This is a genomic window from Ruegeria sp. BB5, from assembly GCF_056539405.1.
Map to the genome: position 1 here is coordinate 182,586 of NZ_JBQFUX010000002.1, position 14,618 is coordinate 197,203.

Genomic DNA, 14,618 nt, shown 5'->3' on the forward strand with positions numbered 1-14,618 from the left:
GAGTTTAGCGCCGCTTCAGGGTGTCGCCGTAGCTGATCTTGGGGGTCAGTGTCAGACGCGTGTCGACCTCGGTATTCGGATCGGCCAATTGCGTGGCGATAATCTCGGCCGCCTTGCGCCCGATCTCAAGACGGCAGGCATCCATCGTGGCAAGCTTGCGTGGTAACCCCTGCAGCAGTTCCACATTGTTGAACCCGGCCAGACCGATCTGTCCCGGTATGTCGATGCCCTGTTCCAGCAGGTACAGCAACCCACCAGCACCAATCATATCATTGGAATAATACAGGAAATCCAGGTCGGGCGAACGATCCAGCATGGCCTGCGTCATCTCGCGCCCCTTGGCCAGGGCCGAGCCGCCGGAATAGAACTCACGATCTTCGATCTCGATCCCGTTCTTGCCCAGCACTTCGGTAAAACCTTCAAAGCGTTTCCGCGCGCGGTGGTCCAACGGCATCTTGGTGCCCATGAAACCGATATGTTGATAACCCGCTTTCAGGATCGCAGCAGCCATTTCACGCCCGGCACGACGGTGCGAGATGCCGACCATTGCGTCCACTGGTTTGCCATCTGTATCCATGATCTCGACCACTGGAATTCCGGCTGAATCCAGCATTGCGCGGGCGGCTTCGGTATGTTCCAGTCCCGCGATGATCACACCCGACGGCCGCCACGAGAGCATCTCGTAAAGGACTTTTTCTTCTTTCTCGGGCAGGTAATCGGTGACGCCGACCACGGGCTGCAATTCAGTGTCTTCCAACACCTGATTGATACCGGTCAGAACCTCGGGAAAGACCATATTGGACAGCGACGGGATAATCACCGCAACCAGATTTACGCGGCTGGAAGCCAGCGCGCCTGCAATCTTGTTAGGAACGTATCCCAACTCTTTCGCGGCAGCCAAAACGCGGGTGCGGGTGGCGTCGGACACGTCACCCCGGTTCCTCAGAACGCGGCTGACCGTCATTTCGGACACTCCTGACGCTTCCGAGACATCACGAAGGGTAAGCGGACGTTTTGTTTCTGTGGTCACGGAGGGCACCTGCACTGTTGTTTTGCCCGATGGTAGCGTGAACGGGACTTGATTTACAACTGTTGTGCAAAGGTCATGACAACCTGAAAAAACCGGGTTACAGAGAGCCTTGCGCGGCCCCGTGGCTCAACTGGATAGAGCAGCCCCCTCCTAAGGGGCAGGTTGCAGGTTCGAATCCTGCCGGGGTCGCCAAGTTTGCTGAAACACGGCTACAGGCGGCCGGGCGGTCAGGTAGTGTACGACAACATTCAAGAATAGGCGTCAACGGTTTGATCGGTCAGCTTGCCCGATGCCAGCGCTGCCAGTGCAACCATCGCGGCTGCGGTGCCCAGGACCAGGGAAAGACCTCCGATTTGATAGGTCAGCCCGGACAGGACGGTGCCCACAAGGCGGCCCGTCGCGTTGGCCATGTAGTAAAATCCGACATCCATCGTCACCCGTTCCGATTTTGTGAAGGCCAGAATCAAGTAGGAATGCAGCGATGAGTTGACTGCGAACACCGCGCCGAACAGCAGCAGGCCCAGAACCAGCGTGACGGTTAACCATGTTTCGGGGCCTGAAGAGAACAGCACCACAATCGTCAATGCGGCGGGTACGCAAAACAAAGCTGCGGCCCAGCTGCGGGCGGAGCGGATCAGGTCTGCTTCGCTGCGTTCACTGGCGCGCAGAATCTTGGGCGCGCTGGCTTGAACAGCGCCGTAAAGAATAACCCAGACCGCCATGAAAGAGCCGATCATGAAAAAGGCTGCGCGGTTTCCTTCTTGGGTGCCGTCGGACAGCACGGCGTAGAAATAGATCGGGATGCCGACCACGAACCACACGTCTCGGGCGCCAAAAAGAAAGACACGCGCCGCCGAAAGCCAGTTCACATTGGCGGACTTCGAGAACACCTCGGAGAATTTTGCCCCCTTGCGGCCCATGGGCAGACCTGCGGGCAGGAACAGTATTACTCCAATCAATATCAGCGCCAGAACTGCGGCCATAATCAGGATCGCCATCATGAATCCCGAGGTGGCCAACATCACCGCACCCAGTAGAAAACCCAGCCCTTTCACCGCATTCTTGGATCCGGTCAGCACCGCTACCCAACGAAAAAGCCCGCTCCCCTCGGTGGGTGCCAGCAGCTTCACAGAAGATTTCGAGGACATCTTGGCCAGGTCCTTGGCCACGCCGCTGGCCCCTTGCACCATCATCACAAAGGTCACCGATGCTGCGATGGTCCAATTCGGGTCCAGTTGCGTCATCGCCAGTAAGGCCAGAACCTGAAGTCCCAGACCGGCATAAAGCGTCGAGGTCAACCCGAAGCGTGCCGCAATCCAGCCCGCCGTCAGATTGGTCACGATCCCTGCGACCTCATACAAAACAAACAGATAGGCCAGCTGCACCGGTGAAAAGCCCAGCGAATGAAAATGCAACAGCACCAACATGCGCAACGCACCGTCGGTCAGCATAAACGCCCAATAGGCGGCTGTGACCGCGATATAGGCCGACAGACCCTCGGGCCGTTGGGTCACAGCCCCGACCCAACCATCAGGGCAACGTCCACCAGGCGGTGCGCATAACCCATTTCATTGTCGTACCAGGCATAGATCTTTACCTGCGTTCCGTTCACCACCATGGTCGAAGGCGCGTCCACGATCGAAGAGCGTGTATCATTGGTGTAGTCGGTCGACACCAAAGGCCGCGTTTCATAACCCAGAATACCTTTCAAGTCCCCTTCGGCAGCGGCTTTGAACAGGGCGTTGACCTCTTCAGCAGTTGTTTCCCGCTCGACTTCGAACACGCAATCGGTCAGCGAGGCGTTCAGCAACGGCACACGCACCGCATGGCCGTTCAGCCGCCCCGTGAGTTCGGGGTAGATCAGCGTGATTGCGGTGGCCGATCCTGTGGTGGTCGGGATCAGAGAATTCAACGCCGAGCGTGCGCGGCGCAGGTCCTTGGCCGGTCGGTCCACGATGGTTTGCGTATTGGTCACGTCGTGGATTGTGGTCATCGATCCGTGTCGAATGCCCAGGTCATCATGGATCACCTTGACCACCGGCGCCAGGCAGTTGGTGGTGCATGAGGCCGCAGTGATGATTAGGTGCTTGTTCGGGTCATAGGTGGCATCGTTGACGCCCACGACGATGTTTGCGGTGGGCCCATCTTTGACCGGGGCCGAGACGACAACCTTTTTGACGCCAGCCTTGAAATAAGGGGCCAACTTGGCCTCGGTCTTGAATACGCCTGTACAATCGATCACCACATCGACACCGTCCAGTGGAAGGGCATTCAGGTCCTTGGTGCCAATAAAAGGCAGGCGGGTGCCATTGATCGTGACACTCTCTGCGTCATGCTCGAAATTGGCATCCCAGCGGCCATGCACGGTGTCAAACTCCAGCAGATGCGCGTGCATTTCGGGGTCGCCCACTGCATCATTGATCCAGGCGATCTTGGCGCCTTTGTCCAGCAATGGTTTCAAGGCCAGCTTTCCCATCCGGCCCAAACCGTTCAGTGCGTAGGTCGTCATAACTATTCCTCGACAGGCGTTCTGCCGATGTCATCGACAGCAGATTGCAATGCGATCCGGTCAAGACTTTCGACCGGCAAAGAGGTGAAGGCTTCGATCCGGCGCTTGAGCGCGCCATAAGTGTTCTGGAAGGCCAGGCTTTTTTCGGCGTCCGTGCCTTCGGTCTGGACCGGATCGATCATACCCCAGTGGCCGCTGATCGGCTGACCTTCCCAGGCGGGGCATTCTTCGTTTGCGGCCTTGTTGCAGACAGTAAAAACGAAATCCAACTCGGGCGCGTCGGGGCCCGAGAATTCAGATATGCTTTTGGACCGTAGACCCGAGGTGTCATGACCCTTGTCCTCAAGCACTTGCATGGCCATCGGATTCAGCTCGGAAAACGATTTTGTGCCAGCTGAGTAGACGTTGAACCGGTTCCCGGCGATGTCTCGCAGCAGGGTCTCGGCAAAAATGGAACGCGCCGAGTTGCCTACGCAGATAAACAACACGTTGAATTTGCGGCCCGATATTGCGCCGTTTCCTTGCTCGGATGGCATGCAGATATCAGGGCGGCCACGGCAGCAATCGTTCAGCAGGAAGCCCAGCATGTTCTGCACGTTCTTCATTTCAACCGAATAAAGCAGGGAAGTCCCCGACCGTTTCTGCGTCACCAGCCCGGATCGTTGCAATGCGTTCAGATAGTTCGACAGAGTGCTGGGTTTGATACCCAGTTCTGTCGCCAATTCACCCGCCGGAACGGCGTCAGGAAAGCGTCGCATCAATATACGAAACACCGAAATACGTTGCGGGTGGCCAAGGACAGCGAGTTGGTTTGTTATTCGATTTATCATATTTCATGAAATATCGAAATAATATGCAAGCAACAATCCCTAACCTGCGCCGTTACAATAAATTCACATTCGTTGTCACTGAATGTTCGCATTGGAGTCGAGCGGCCAACAGCGCAGCTTGCCCAAACGCGTGGAAAAAGCACGAGGAAACCAAAAAGAAGTAGGCTTGCGCGTACCACCCCGACCGTTTAAACGAACCCTCGCTTGCCTCAATAGCTCAGCTGGTAGAGCAGGTCCTTCGTAAGGACAAGGTCGGGGGTTCGAGTCCCTCTTGAGGCACCACATGCATTCCCGAATCGTGTTCCGGTAACCGCTTAGGCGCGTTTTTCGCCTATTGTTGTGACGCCCAGAACCGACAGAACCTTGGCTTCGATCTGTTCGGCATTCATGCCCGCAACGGCATACATGTCCGCTGGGTTGGCCTGATCGATGAAGATATCCGGCAGCACCATCGAGCGGTATTTCAGCCCGTGATCGAACACACCCTCATCCGCCAATAGCTGTGCCACGTGGCTGCCAAATCCGCCAACGGCACCTTCTTCGATGGTGATCAGAGCCTCGTGGTTAGCGGCCAGATCAAGGATCAGATCACGGTCCAGCGGTTTGGCGAAACGGGCGTCGGCGATGGTGGGTGTGATCCCGCGGGCTGAAAGGGCCTCGGCGGCCTTCTGCACCTCGGCCAAGCGGGTGCCAAAGGACAAAAGCGCCACGCGCGCACCTTTTTGGATCATGCGGCCTTTGCCGATCTCAAGCACCTCGCCTCGTTCAGGCAGGTCGACGCCCACACCCTCGCCGCGCGGATAGCGGAACGCAATGGGACCGTCATCATGGGCCGCCGCCGTGGCAACCATATGCATCAGTTCGGCCTCATCCGCAGCGGCCATGACGGTCATGCCGGGCAGGTTGGCAAGATAGGCAATATCGAAGGATCCCGCATGGGTTGCGCCATCAGCACCCACCAGCCCAGCACGGTCGATGGCAAAACGCACCGGCAGGCGCTGAATGGCCACATCATGCACCACCTGATCATAGCCGCGCTGCAAAAAGGTCGAATACATCGCGCAGAACGGTTTCATACCGCCAGCCGCCAGCGCCGCCGCGAAGGTCACGCCGTGCTGTTCCGCAATTGCGACGTCGAAACAGCGCGACGGGTAGCGTTCGGCAAACAGGTTCAACCCGGTGCCATCCGGCATTGCGGCCGTGACCGCAACGATCTTGTCATCGCGCCCCGCCTCATCAACCAGCGCTTTGCCAAAGACCGACGTATATGACGGCGCGTTGGACGGGGCCTTTTTCTGCTCGCCCGTGACCACGTCAAATTTCGCGGTGGCGTGGCCTTTGTCGCGGGCCTGCTCGGCGGGCGCGTAGCCTTTGCCCTTTTTTGTCAGCACATGGATCAGGATCGGACCGGTTGCCCGTGCTTTGACCGTGCGCAAAACCGGCAGCAACTGATCCATGTCGTGACCGTCGAGTGGCCCGATATAGGAAAAGCCAAGCTCTTCGAACAGCGTGCCGCCCACCGCCATGCCTTTCAGCATTTCCTTGGCCCGTTTCGCACCTTCTCGGAACGGTTCAGGCAGAAGCGAGACCGCACCCTTGGCAGCGGCTTTCAATTCGTGGAACGGGGCTTCGGTGTAAATTCGCGACAGATAGTTGGACAGTGCACCGACGGGCGGGGCGATGCTCATCTCATTGTCATTAAGGATGACGATCAGGCGTTTGCCCAGATGACCGGCGTTGTTCATCGCCTCAAAGGCCATACCCGCCGACATCGACCCATCGCCGATCACGGCAATTGCGTCACCGAGCCCTTCGGGCGTGACGCCTCCCAGATCGCGAGCCACGGAAAACCCAAGCGCAGCGCTAATCGAGGTTGAACTGTGCGCTGCCCCAAACGGATCATACGGGCTTTCGCTACGCTTGGTGAACCCGCTCAGCCCGTCCTTCATGCGCAGGGTTCGGATACGGTCGCGCCGCTCGGTCAAGATCTTATGCGGATAACACTGATGCCCCACATCCCAAATGATCTTGTCGCGGGGCGTGTCGAACACCGAATGTAACGCGGTGGTCAGCTCGACTACACCTAGGCCCGCGCCCAAGTGCCCACCTGTGACGGACACGGCCGAAATCGTCTCGGTTCGCAATTCCTGCGCCACCTGATGCAGTTGCGCATCCGAGAACTGCTTGAGATCCGCAGGGCGGCTCACAAGGTCCAGCAAAGGCGTTTTCGGGCGGTCAGACATTTGGCGTTCCTGGCTTAGCTGTCCCGGGCAATAACGAAGCGGGCGGCGTCCTTCAAGGTTTCTGCCGATGCGCCATAGCCGTCCAGTGCGGCGCAGCCTTGATCCACCAGTTCCGCCGCACGGGCTTTGGCTGCTTCCAGACCCAACAGTGAAACAAATGTGGCCTTGCCGGCCTGGGCATCCTTTTGCAGGCGTTTTCCAGCCTTTTCGGCATCACCCTCGACATCCAGAATGTCGTCCGCGATCTGAAAAGCAAGCCCCAGTGCCCGGGCATATTGGCGCAACGGCCCGGGGTCGGCCTGCGCCAAACGTGCGCCTGCACATGCGGACCATTCAATAAGCGCACCGGTCTTACCCGCTTGAAGGCGCGTGATTTCGTCCAGGGTCAGCGGTGCTGCAGCCGTTTCCGCCGCGATATCCAGCGCCTGACCCAGCACCATACCTTGCGCTCCGCTGGCCTTGGCAAGGGTCAGAGCCAATTCTGCCCGAACCTCGGCCGTGCCGACCTCGGGGCGGGTGCAGAGTTCGAAGGCCAGCGTCTGCAACGCGTCCCCGGCCAGAACGGCGGTGCCTTCGTCCCATTTCACATGAACCGTGGGCCGCCCACGGCGCAGATCGTCGTCATCCATACAGGGCAGATCGTCATGGACTAGTGAGTACGCGTGCAGTGCTTCGATCCCGGTGGCGGGCAAAACGGCGCGAATTGCATCTACGCAGTGCAGGCGCGCGCTTTCCAGCACCAGAAACCCACGCAACCGTTTGCCACCTTTGATGGCATAGGCCATCGCACGGGTCACATTCAGATCGTCCAGCCCGCCCAGAACCAGATCGAACTGATCCTGAATCCGCGCCGCATCCTGCGCTAGTTTTTCACGAAACATTTACTGACCTTCGACAGGCGTCGTCCCGGTCGGCTGACCGTTGGCGTCCAGAGTAATAGCGGCCACTTTTTCTTCGGCCCGCTTCAACTCCTCCTCGCAGCGCTTTTTCAACGCCGCGCCGCGCTCATACAACGCGATGGACTGGTCCAGCGCCACATCGCCGCGCTCGAGCTGGCCAACAACGGCCTCAAGCTCTTTCATCGCCTGTTCGAATGTCATCTGGTCTACTGGGGTATCGGTCATCGGGCTGCCTTCATCAATTCATCCACATGGGCGCGTGTGGCCTGGGCCAGTGCGTTCAGATCATACCCGCCTTCCAGAGTCGAGACGATACGGCCCCCGCAAAGCTCATCGGCAATCTTGCAAAGCTTCGCGGTGACCCAGGCAAAGTCACCTGTGGACCAGTTCAGATTGGCCAATGGATCGTCCTGATGCGCGTCAAATCCAGCCGAGATGATGATCAGGTCCGGCTTGAAGGCGCGCAGGCGCGGGAAAGCCTGTGTTTCATAGGCCGCACGCATCTCGGCCCCGCCGGAACCGGGGGACAGGGGGATGTTGAGAATGGTCTCATACGCGCCGGTTTCATCCGGACGCCCCGATCCGGGCCACAACGGCATCTGCTGGCTGGTGATCACAAGTGAGCGTTTCTCATCCCACAGCAAATCCTGTGTGCCATTGCCGTGATGCACGTCAAAATCAACCACTGCGACGCGGTTCAGCCCGTGATGATCCAACGCATGCTTCGCCGCCAGCGCGGCATTGCCGAACAGGCAAAACCCCATGGCGGTGTCGGTTTCGGCGTGATGCCCCGGAGGCCGGATCGCACAAAACGCATTTTGCGCCTCACCGCCCAGCACCATATCCACCGCCCGCACCACAGCCCCCGCCGCGCGATAGGCCGCATCGACCGAGCCCGGAGACATGAACGTGTCCCCGTCGATCTGGGCAAAGCCCTCCGCGGGGCGCATTTTGCGCACATCCCGGATGTAGCTTTCCGGATGTATGCGCAGCAGATCGTCATCCGCCGCCAGTGGCGCAGTCACCCGGTTCAGGTCCAATGACTCCAACGCATGCAGGATATGCTCCAGCCGGGCCACCCGCTCAGGGTGCCCATCCGGGGTGACATGCTCCAGACAATCCGCATGTGTCAAAAGGGCGGTATTCATATCGATCCCCTGTTCATCTGGCTAAAAATACCTTCGCCGAAGGCCAATAGTCGCCGCGAAGCGGCCTGATCAATCCGGCGCCAGCATATACCCGGCGCCCCGGACCGTCTGCAGATAACGTGGCTGCTTTGGGTCTTGTTCGATCTTGCGCCGCAGCCGGGTGATCTGCACATCAACCGCGCGTTCCTGCGCCTGTCCCTTGTCGCGGCCCAGATCCTCGACCAGCTTAGCGCGGCTGATCGGCTCACCGGGTTGGGTCGAGAAGATCTTCATCAACTGGCTTTCCGTCGCAGTCAGACGCACCGGTTCTTCGCCCTGCCACATCTCACCACGTTCCACGTCATAGCGGATCGGGCCGAGGGTCAAAATCTTGGTCGCCGTATCTTGCGCTGGTGTTTCAGGCATCCGCCGCAGGATCGCGTTGATGCGCAGCAACAGCTCTTTTGGCTCGAACGGCTTGGCCAGGTAATCGTCCGCGCCAGCCTCAAGCCCGGCGATCCGGTGTTCGGTCTCACCACGCGCGGTCAACAGCAGGATCGGGGTTGAATGGGTTTCGCGCAGAGTTCTGGTCAGGCTTACGCCGTCTTCGCCCGGCATCATCACGTCCAGAACGATCATGTCGAAGTCCAGCCCCGACAGTACTCGCCGCGCATGGGCGGCATCGCGGGCGGCGGTCACCAGAAACCCGCTGCGCATCAGGAATTTCTTGAGCAGATCACGAATACGCTCATCGTCGTCGACGATCAGCAGATGGGCATCCAAATCGCTCATGAGGTCGTATCCCGCAGTTTCGTGTAAGCATGACGCATATCAGCATCCATCATTGCTTCAAGTACTTTACGAAATCCTGATACCGCCTCGGGGCCCGCATCCTTGTAGGCGGCGCGCATTCGCACCCGCTGAGCCTCAGAGAGTTTGGCCTCAAGCGCCTTGCCTTTTTCGGTCAGAAACAGATGGCGTTCGCGCTTGTCCACTGTGCCCACGCGGCTTTCGACCAGCCCGTCATCGATCAAGGTCCGCAGCACCCGGTTCAGCGACTGTTTCGTCACGCCCAGGATTGCCAGCAAGTTGTTCACGGTTGTGCCCGGCGCGCGGTTGATGAAATGAACGGCGCGGTGATGGGCTCGACCATAGGCGAGTTGCGCCAGAATGCGATCAGGATCAGCGGTAAAGCCTCGGTAAGCGAAAAACATCGCTTCGATCCCTTGTCGCAACTGTTCGTCGGTCAAAAACAAAAGGCTTTCACCGCCAAACACTTGGGCGGGGCGCGTATCCGACATCGTTTGCCTCATTCGTTACTCAGGATCGACTTTATGTCAGCGTTATTGACATTCCAAGAGTGGACAGGTATCGAACCGCAGTTTCTGCGCAACTTTATGTCCGCATCGGACTTAAATGGCGCAACAAGCGAAAAATTCAACCCAGTTCAGGAGGTTTCGCATGGCGGGGTATGATGATCGTGACGGCGTGATCTGGATAGACGGTGAACTGGTGCCTTGGCGCGATGCCAATGTACACATCCTGTCTCATGCGATGCACTATGCGTCCTCGGTGTTCGAAGGTGAGCGCGCATATAACGGCAAGATATTCAAAAGCCGCGAACATTCCGAGCGTCTGATCGCATCTGCCGACGCGCTGGACATGCCGATGCCTTATACGATCGATCAGATCGAAGCCGCCAAGGAAGAAACCCTGAAAGCCAGCGGTCTGCAGGACGCCTATGTGCGGGTGCTGGTCTGGCGCGGTTCGGGCGAAGATATGGGCGTGGCCTCGGCCCGAAACCCGGTACGTATGGCCGTCGCGGTTTGGCCTTGGGGCGCCTATTATGGCGACGCTAAGATGCAAGGCGCCAAGCTGGACATCGCCGAATGGAAACGCCCCAGCCCCGAAACCATCCCGGTTCACGCTAAGGCGGCGGGTCTCTACATGATCTGCACCATTTCCAAGCACAAGGCCGAGGCCAAGGGCTGCTCGGACGCGCTGTTCATGGATTACAACGGCTATGTGGCCGAGGCGACCGGTGCCAACGTGTTTTTCGTCAAGGATGGCGAGGTACATACTCCGTTGGCCGATTGCTTCCTGAACGGCATCACCCGTCAGACCGTGATCCAGATGCTGAAAGACAAGGGCATCAACGTGATCGAACGTCGTATCAAGCCCGAAGAAATGGCTGATTTCGAGCAATGCTGGCTGACCGGCACAGCGGCCGAGGTCACTCCGGTGGGGCAAATCGGCGACTACACTTTCGAAGTCGGAGATCTGACCCGCGAGATCGCCGCAGATTATGAGTCGCTGGTACGCGCCTGATCTGACCAGAAACGCACAGTTAGGAACCCCCGCGTTTCGTGGGGGTTTTTCTTTGCCCGCCGTTCAAGTTCTTGTGCAGATCGTTCAACGGGCTGGACGGCAGCGCAGGCAGCGATAGGTTACGCCCATGTTGGACCTGCTCAGCGATATCCTCACCCGCCTGTCCTTGCGGGGGACATTCTATTTCCGCACGTCATTCACGCCGCCTTACGGTATCCAGGTCCCTGCCTATCAAAATGTCGCCCGGTTCCACTTTGTTCAGCGCGGCGAATTGAAGGTTTACGTCTCTAACACAGGGGAAACGCTGCGGCTCAAGCAAGGCGATTTGATCCTGATCCCGCACGGGGCCGCGCACGCGCTGCTGTGCAATGAGATCAAGCCACTGGACGCGTTGCCATTAGAGCAGGTTCTGGAGGAGGCCGGTTATCAGGGCGATGGCGTCCTGATTTACGGGGGCGAGGATAAAAGCCGCGATACTCAGCTGGTGTGCGGCCATTTCTCATTCACTGGTCCGCCGGGACGAAGGGGCGCAGGTCATATGCTGATCGACCGCTTGCCGTCGTACATTCTGATCGAAAACTACGGCGAAGAGGCCGGTGCCTGGATCGAAGCGACCCTGCGCATGATCGGGTCCGAGATCAACGGTGCCCGTATCGGGGGCGACCTGATCGCCCTGAAACTGTCCGAAGTGCTATTTGCGCAAGCCATACGCGCCCATCTGGAATACCAAAGCCCCAGCGATACCGCCTTGGCCGGGTTCGCTGATCCGCGCATCTCGCGGGCGCTGACCGCCTTTCATCAGGCCCCCGCACAGGAATGGAGTGTCGAGTCACTGGCGCGTGAGGCCGGGATGTCACGTACCGCCTTCGCGCAGTTGTTTGCCGAGAAGATGAACGCGACCCCCATGCAATATCTGACGGATTGGCGTATGCAGATCGCCTGTCACGGCCTGACTGAGAATCGCTGGAACGTGGCGGATGCGGCGGCCGAGGTTGGCTATGCGTCAGAAGCGGCCTTTTCCCGCGTGTTCAAGAAACAGATTGGCCTGTCTCCGGCAGCTTACCGATCCATGCACTGATCCGCTGGATCTTCGAACGATCTGCAATGTTTCGCGAACGATCCAGAATTAAACGTCCGACTATCCAATCTTAACTTGGTGCCATGCCAAATTAGGAAAGGAAAAAACAATGTCTGTCCGTTTTGTTACCCGCACTGTGCATGCTTATCTTGATTATCCGGTTGCTCTGGCGCTGATGGTGTTGCCTTTTGTTTTAGGGTTGGGGCAATCCAACCCAATGGCGTTGTGGCTGTCGGTAGTCACCGGTGTCGCGGCGCTTGTTCTGACCGTGCTGACCGACCACCATCTCGGCGTCTGGCGGGTTCTGCCCTATAAATTCCACCTGGCGGTTGATTTGCTTGTCGGCGTCACGTTCCTGGCCGCACCTAGCCTGTTTGGTTTTACGGGGCTGGACGCAATTTACTACTGGCTGAATGGTGCGGCGGTGGTTGCTGTGATCTCGCTTAGCGCGTCGGAACAGGGCGCAACCGCCTGAGTGTGAAATACGCCCACTTTTATGTCTGTGAGTCGCTTGTTTTAAGAACAGGCGGCTCATCCGCTCATCAAACGCATCACACCTGATCACACGGCGCTTTTGCTCTTGCAATTCCCGACTAAAATAATCAGATAAATAGCAAGGCTGGGTATGATACTATCCGGCACCGAATTTCGAGACGGTTTGCGGGCTTAGCGCGTGACTTGGTGAGAGCCCGCCGCCGCCTCGGAAACGAAACAGACTGGCATGGAAAGAGTTTGGTATGGGCGATCCGCTGGACGAAATCATGGCACGGTATGAGGCCGCAACCGCGTGCGGCTGCTGTTGTGACGACGATTTTTGCGCCTATGTCGACAAGAAAAAACCTGCCACAGATGCCAATTCATCCGACCGTTTACCTGACAGCGCCGCCAGCCAACGCGGGTCTGTCCGTTTTCTCAATGAAAATCGGGCGGTGTAACAGCCCCGGTTTGGGGCTGTTTAGACTCTGTTTTCAGAAATCCACGCCGCGCTGGGCTTTGATACCGGCTTGGAACGGGTGCTTTTCTTCGGTCATTTCGGTAACCAGATCGGCATAGTCGCGCAGCGCTTGCGGAGCGTCCCGCCCGGTCAGGAACACGCTGGTCTTTTCCGATCGTTCGTTCAGACCGCCAATCACCTGATCAACCGACAGGTATTCATAGCGCAGGGCGATGTTGATCTCATCCAGAACCACCAGATCATAATCCCCGCTGGCCATTAGCGCGCGGGCCTTGTCAAAGGCGGCATTAGCGGCAGCGATGTCACGCTCGCGGTCTTGGGTGTCCCAGGTAAAGCCCTCGCCCATCGTGTGCCAGGTGACCAGATCACGTTCTTCGAAGAAACGCCGCTCGCCGGTTTTCCACTTGCCCTTGATGAACTGGACCACGGCGACCTTCTGCCCCCAACCCAAGGCGCGGATTACCACGCCAAAAGCGGCCGAGGATTTGCCCTTGCCCTTGCCGGTATTGATTAGCACCAGCCCGCGGCCCGGATCGACCGCCTCTGAGACTTTCTTGCGGTGCTGGGCCTGCACCTTTTGCATCTTTTCCTTGTGATCCTGCGCGTCGCTCATGGGGAACCCTCATTTTGTGTCGCGCCATACCCTAGGGGAAGTTTGGCAAAGGTAAAGGTTAGGCTTTTGGGTCTGTGACGGCTCGGGCGCGTCCGCGTTCCAGACCCAGCTGATGTTCGCGCCAGATCACCACGATATTGCCGGCGATCACCAGCGCCGCACCGATCAACATCACCAGTGTTGGCAGTTCGCTGAACCAGAAATAGCCGATGACAATGGCAAACAACATCGAAGTATAGTCGTAGGGCGCCAGCATCGACGCCTGACCAAAGCGATAGGACGAGGTCACCAGAATCTGCGCTACACCGCCGATCAGCCCGGCCAGAATCAACATGGCGGCTTGCTCCCACATGGGCAGGACCCAGCCCCAGAAAACGGTCAGACCGGACAGCAAGGTCGCGGTCATCGAGAAATAAAACACAATGGCCGCCGGGTGGTCGACCTGCACCAACTGCCGGATGTGAATCTGCACAAAGGCGCGTGCAACGGTCGCCCCTAGAATGCACAGCGCGCCGATGGTGGCGGCGGCCTCCATGTTGTTGCCGCCCAGTCGGGGCCAGATCATGATCAGAACACCCAAAAGGCCAATGGCCACGGCGGCGATCCGAATCTTGCGGATGCGCTCACCCAACATGATCGCGGCCAGAATCAGGGTAAAAATCGGGGTCGCGTAACCAATTGCCGTGGCCTCGGGCAGGGGGATCAGGCCAAGGCCAGTAAAGGTCAGCCCCATTGCTGTGGTCCCCAGTACGCCGCGCCAGAAGTGACCCATGGGTTTGCGCACGACAAAGCCTTGTGCCAATTCTCCGCGTGAGATCAGCCAGATGACGATCACTGGAATGGCGAACAGTGATCGGAAAAACACCATCTCTCCCGGCGGAAAGTGATCAGACTGCGACTTGATCAGACCGGCCATCACGGTGAACAAAAACACCGCGCTCGTTTTCAGAGCGACGGCCAGCAGCGGTCGATGCGATGTTAACGGTTTTGCCATCGGCGCGAACCT

General features: G+C 58.4%; 16 protein-coding genes and 2 tRNA genes. 6 read left to right on the top strand and 12 right to left on the bottom strand.

What is annotated here, in order from left to right:
* Positions 1-4: 4 nt before the first annotated feature.
* Positions 5-1,030: a LacI family DNA-binding transcriptional regulator gene (locus ACR0DL_RS08875; protein WP_170360951.1), complete on the bottom strand. Its 1,026-nt coding sequence runs from the start codon at positions 1,028-1,030 to the stop codon at positions 5-7.
* Between the two features lie 115 nt (positions 1,031-1,145).
* Here ACR0DL_RS08875 and ACR0DL_RS08880 point away from each other — a divergent pair.
* Positions 1,146-1,222, top strand: a tRNA-Arg gene (locus ACR0DL_RS08880).
* A 56-nt stretch (positions 1,223-1,278) separates the two neighbouring features.
* On the opposite strand, the gene arsJ is transcribed toward ACR0DL_RS08880, so the two are convergent.
* From arsJ to ACR0DL_RS08895, 3 genes are read right to left on the bottom strand one after another with little or no spacing between them, the layout of a single operon-like run.
* Positions 1,279-2,544: an organoarsenical effux MFS transporter ArsJ gene (gene arsJ / locus ACR0DL_RS08885; RefSeq protein WP_480688661.1), complete on the bottom strand. Its 1,266-nt coding sequence runs from the start codon at positions 2,542-2,544 to the stop codon at positions 1,279-1,281.
* Positions 2,541-3,539: an ArsJ-associated glyceraldehyde-3-phosphate dehydrogenase gene (locus ACR0DL_RS08890; protein WP_480688663.1), complete on the bottom strand. Its 999-nt coding sequence runs from the start codon at positions 3,537-3,539 to the stop codon at positions 2,541-2,543. The genes arsJ and ACR0DL_RS08890 overlap by 4 nt, the downstream gene beginning before the upstream one ends.
* 2 nt (positions 3,540-3,541) lie before the next feature.
* The gene (locus tag ACR0DL_RS08895) at positions 3,542-4,369 is read right to left on the bottom strand and encodes an arsenate reductase/protein-tyrosine-phosphatase family protein (protein WP_480688665.1); all 828 of its coding nucleotides are present in this window, start codon (positions 4,367-4,369) and stop codon (positions 3,542-3,544) included.
* Between the two features lie 206 nt (positions 4,370-4,575).
* On the opposite strand from ACR0DL_RS08895, the gene ACR0DL_RS08900 reads away from it, so the two are divergent.
* Positions 4,576-4,651, top strand: a tRNA-Thr gene (locus ACR0DL_RS08900).
* 32 nt (positions 4,652-4,683) lie between these two features.
* On the opposite strand, the gene dxs is transcribed toward ACR0DL_RS08900, so the two are convergent.
* The 6 genes from dxs to ACR0DL_RS08930 all read right to left on the bottom strand — a co-directional run bounded on the left by dxs (position 4,684) and on the right by ACR0DL_RS08930 (position 9,939).
* Complete coding sequence (gene dxs, locus ACR0DL_RS08905) at positions 4,684-6,612, bottom strand: 1-deoxy-D-xylulose-5-phosphate synthase (RefSeq protein ID WP_480688667.1); 1,929 nt, start codon at positions 6,610-6,612, stop codon at positions 4,684-4,686.
* Between the two features lie 14 nt (positions 6,613-6,626).
* The gene (locus tag ACR0DL_RS08910; RefSeq protein WP_480688669.1) at positions 6,627-7,493 is read right to left on the bottom strand and encodes a polyprenyl synthetase family protein; all 867 of its coding nucleotides are present in this window, start codon (positions 7,491-7,493) and stop codon (positions 6,627-6,629) included.
* A complete protein-coding gene (locus ACR0DL_RS08915) occupies positions 7,494-7,736 on the bottom strand; it encodes an exodeoxyribonuclease VII small subunit (protein WP_058282745.1) in 243 nt (80 codons plus the stop codon).
* A complete protein-coding gene (locus ACR0DL_RS08920; RefSeq protein WP_480688671.1) occupies positions 7,733-8,659 on the bottom strand; it encodes a histone deacetylase family protein in 927 nt (308 codons plus the stop codon). Before ACR0DL_RS08920 ends, ACR0DL_RS08915 begins: the two co-directional genes overlap by 4 nt.
* A 69-nt stretch (positions 8,660-8,728) precedes the next feature.
* On the bottom strand, positions 8,729-9,430 hold the full coding sequence (locus ACR0DL_RS08925; RefSeq protein WP_170349647.1) for a response regulator: 702 nt from the start codon (positions 9,428-9,430) through the stop codon (positions 8,729-8,731).
* Entirely contained in the window at positions 9,427-9,939 is a 513-nt protein-coding gene (locus tag ACR0DL_RS08930; protein WP_170349648.1) for a MarR family winged helix-turn-helix transcriptional regulator, read from the bottom strand. The genes ACR0DL_RS08925 and ACR0DL_RS08930 overlap by 4 nt, the downstream gene beginning before the upstream one ends.
* 160 nt (positions 9,940-10,099) lie before the next feature.
* Here ACR0DL_RS08930 and ACR0DL_RS08935 point away from each other — a divergent pair, with 160 nt between their 5' ends.
* The 4 genes from ACR0DL_RS08935 (at position 10,100) to ACR0DL_RS08950 (ending at position 12,979) form a co-directional block, all read left to right on the top strand.
* Entirely contained in the window at positions 10,100-10,966 is an 867-nt protein-coding gene (locus tag ACR0DL_RS08935; RefSeq protein WP_480688673.1) for a branched-chain amino acid aminotransferase, read from the top strand.
* A 127-nt stretch (positions 10,967-11,093) separates the two neighbouring features.
* Positions 11,094-12,044, top strand: a complete 951-nt coding sequence (locus ACR0DL_RS08940; protein ID WP_480688675.1) for an AraC family transcriptional regulator — start codon at positions 11,094-11,096, stop codon at positions 12,042-12,044.
* A gap of 109 nt (positions 12,045-12,153) precedes the next feature.
* A complete protein-coding gene (locus ACR0DL_RS08945) occupies positions 12,154-12,519 on the top strand; it encodes an SPW repeat domain-containing protein (protein WP_170349651.1) in 366 nt (121 codons plus the stop codon).
* A gap of 262 nt (positions 12,520-12,781) precedes the next feature.
* On the top strand, positions 12,782-12,979 hold the full coding sequence (locus tag ACR0DL_RS08950) for a hypothetical protein (RefSeq protein ID WP_170349652.1): 198 nt from the start codon (positions 12,782-12,784) through the stop codon (positions 12,977-12,979).
* Between the two features lie 33 nt (positions 12,980-13,012).
* Here the strand turns inward: ACR0DL_RS08950 and cobO are convergent, their stop codons facing one another.
* Positions 13,013-13,612 (bottom strand): cob(I)yrinic acid a,c-diamide adenosyltransferase, encoded by a 600-nt coding sequence (cobO, locus tag ACR0DL_RS08955; RefSeq protein WP_480638385.1) that lies wholly within the window; start codon positions 13,610-13,612, stop codon positions 13,013-13,015.
* A 58-nt stretch (positions 13,613-13,670) separates the two neighbouring features.
* Entirely contained in the window at positions 13,671-14,606 is a 936-nt protein-coding gene (locus ACR0DL_RS08960) for a DMT family transporter (protein WP_480688678.1), read from the bottom strand.
* Positions 14,607-14,618: the final 12 nt, after the last annotated feature.

Bases quoted from the DNA above. Each gene is read 5' to 3' on its own strand.
- ACR0DL_RS08915 (WP_058282745.1), bottom strand. From the start codon at position 7,736: ATGACCGATACCCCAGTAGACCAGATGACATTCGAACAGGCGATGAAA.
- ACR0DL_RS08950 (WP_170349652.1), top strand. From the start codon at position 12,782: ATGGGCGATCCGCTGGACGAAATCATGGCACGGTATGAGGCCGCAACC.
- ACR0DL_RS08935 (WP_480688673.1), top strand. From the start codon at position 10,100: ATGGCGGGGTATGATGATCGTGACGGCGTGATCTGGATAGACGGTGAA.
- ACR0DL_RS08910 (WP_480688669.1), bottom strand. From the start codon at position 7,493: ATGTTTCGTGAAAAACTAGCGCAGGATGCGGCGCGGATTCAGGATCAG.
- ACR0DL_RS08960 (WP_480688678.1), bottom strand. From the start codon at position 14,606: ATGGCAAAACCGTTAACATCGCATCGACCGCTGCTGGCCGTCGCTCTG.
- dxs (WP_480688667.1), bottom strand. From the start codon at position 6,612: ATGTCTGACCGCCCGAAAACGCCTTTGCTGGACCTTGTGAGCCGCCCT.
- ACR0DL_RS08890 (WP_480688663.1), bottom strand. From the start codon at position 3,539: ATGACGACCTACGCACTGAACGGTTTGGGCCGGATGGGAAAGCTGGCC.
- ACR0DL_RS08945 (WP_170349651.1), top strand. From the start codon at position 12,154: ATGTCTGTCCGTTTTGTTACCCGCACTGTGCATGCTTATCTTGATTAT.
- ACR0DL_RS08940 (WP_480688675.1), top strand. From the start codon at position 11,094: ATGTTGGACCTGCTCAGCGATATCCTCACCCGCCTGTCCTTGCGGGGG.
- ACR0DL_RS08930 (WP_170349648.1), bottom strand. From the start codon at position 9,939: ATGTCGGATACGCGCCCCGCCCAAGTGTTTGGCGGTGAAAGCCTTTTG.
- ACR0DL_RS08920 (WP_480688671.1), bottom strand. From the start codon at position 8,659: ATGAATACCGCCCTTTTGACACATGCGGATTGTCTGGAGCATGTCACC.
- ACR0DL_RS08895 (WP_480688665.1), bottom strand. From the start codon at position 4,369: ATGATAAATCGAATAACAAACCAACTCGCTGTCCTTGGCCACCCGCAA.
- ACR0DL_RS08925 (WP_170349647.1), bottom strand. From the start codon at position 9,430: ATGAGCGATTTGGATGCCCATCTGCTGATCGTCGACGACGATGAGCGT.
- cobO (WP_480638385.1), bottom strand. From the start codon at position 13,612: ATGAGCGACGCGCAGGATCACAAGGAAAAGATGCAAAAGGTGCAGGCC.